Raw genomic sequence first — 514 nt, 5'->3', positions numbered from 1 at the left:
CTGACAAGATACGAATGTCACGATCTGATAATTTCGATGCAACCGTTTGCATCATGCCCATCTCACCTTCTTTCGCAGCATCATTGACACGTTTTTGATCATCGCTATCGATATCATCAGCACGTCCAGCAGCGCGGAATAGTTTTAGCTGAGTGGCAATGTATTGAGCATGCTGTCCGCCTAATTTTGGAAACGCCGCCCAAGGGTTACCTGCAGCGTCCGGACCATGACAGCCAGCACAACCAATCACACCGCGTGACTTATCACCGCCCAAGAATAGTTTAGTGGCTTCTTGGTTCGTTGCAGGGTTGCCGTATCCAACACCCCAAGGCGCTTGGCTAGAGTAGTAACCTGCCACGTTGGCTAGATCTTGCTGAGACAAGTTAGCAACCTGTGACTGCATGATACCGTTTTTGCGATAGCCTGCTTTAAAGTTAACTAACTGTTTATAAAGATACTTTACGTTTTGGCCGCCAAGGTTTGGCTGCGCAGGAACAATACTGACCCCATTAAG

At 48.1% G+C, this 514-nt stretch carries 1 protein-coding gene; it reads right to left on the bottom strand.

Features of this window, described 5'->3' with window-relative positions; translation table 11 throughout:
• On the bottom strand, positions 1-514 hold a 514-nt coding region (locus ACS8FC_RS20990; protein WP_439298205.1), incomplete at both ends, for a c-type cytochrome.

The organism is Psychrobacter sp. 1Y4, assembly GCF_051847555.1.
This window is presented reverse-complemented; position numbering and strand designations above follow the sequence as displayed.